Below are 749 nucleotides of genomic sequence, written 5' to 3'. Positions count from 1 at the left end.
GCTAGACCAATAGCAGCAGCTTGTCTTGCTTCTTTCCGAACATCCTGAATAGCATAATTCAATGTCTCAAACTTCATATCCGTATAGGATTTCGACTCGTTAACACCATCATTGACAAGACCACTAACTTTCTCATCCGTATACTTATTGGCATCTTCAAGAACTATCTTCATCTGCTCTTCAGTATAATCATGTAACTGACCACCATTAACAGCTTGCTGAGAACCTGCTTCAATCTTGCCTGCCGCTACATTGTCTATCATAACAGGTTCGCTGTCATTGCCTCCTACTAACGTAATGCTATTGGTCTTTTTCCCATCACTATCTTTGTCATAGGAAACAACGCCATCTGTTACGGCTACTTCAATATCTTTCACATGTTGATCTATCGTATCTACTTTGTCTTCAACCTCTTTTACCCTCTCATTCGTGCTCCAAAGCTGACCACCATTAACAACTTCTTGCGAGCCTTCTTCTATCTTACCATCCAATACATTCGTAATCTTACTCGACTTACCATCATGCTTCGCATCATACGCGCCTTCTTCTTCATTCCAATTCAAACCATTGCTCGCCACATTCTTCTCAACATCATGAATACGCTCGTTGATACTCGTCATACCATCACTGACACCATCAAAAGCTCCTGCTACATCATGATAGATCTTCTTTTCTGACGAACTACCATCAGAATTGAATTGTGAAACCTTGAATTCCGGAGCCCTCCATTCGCCACCTTCATAGCTAGC

1 pseudogene is annotated in these 749 nt (G+C 41.5%); it reads right to left on the bottom strand.

Going from position 1 to position 749, the window contains the following annotated elements:
• Nucleotides 1-749, bottom strand: a pseudogene (locus ACFINH_RS10165) (hypothetical protein); the annotation flags it as partial.

The organism is Bartonella sp. AA74HLJMH, from assembly GCF_042197045.1.
GTDB lineage: Bacteria > Pseudomonadota > Alphaproteobacteria > Rhizobiales > Rhizobiaceae > Bartonella.
The sequence above is the reverse complement of the archived record's forward strand: the minus strand, read 5'-3'. Positions and strand labels throughout refer to the sequence as shown.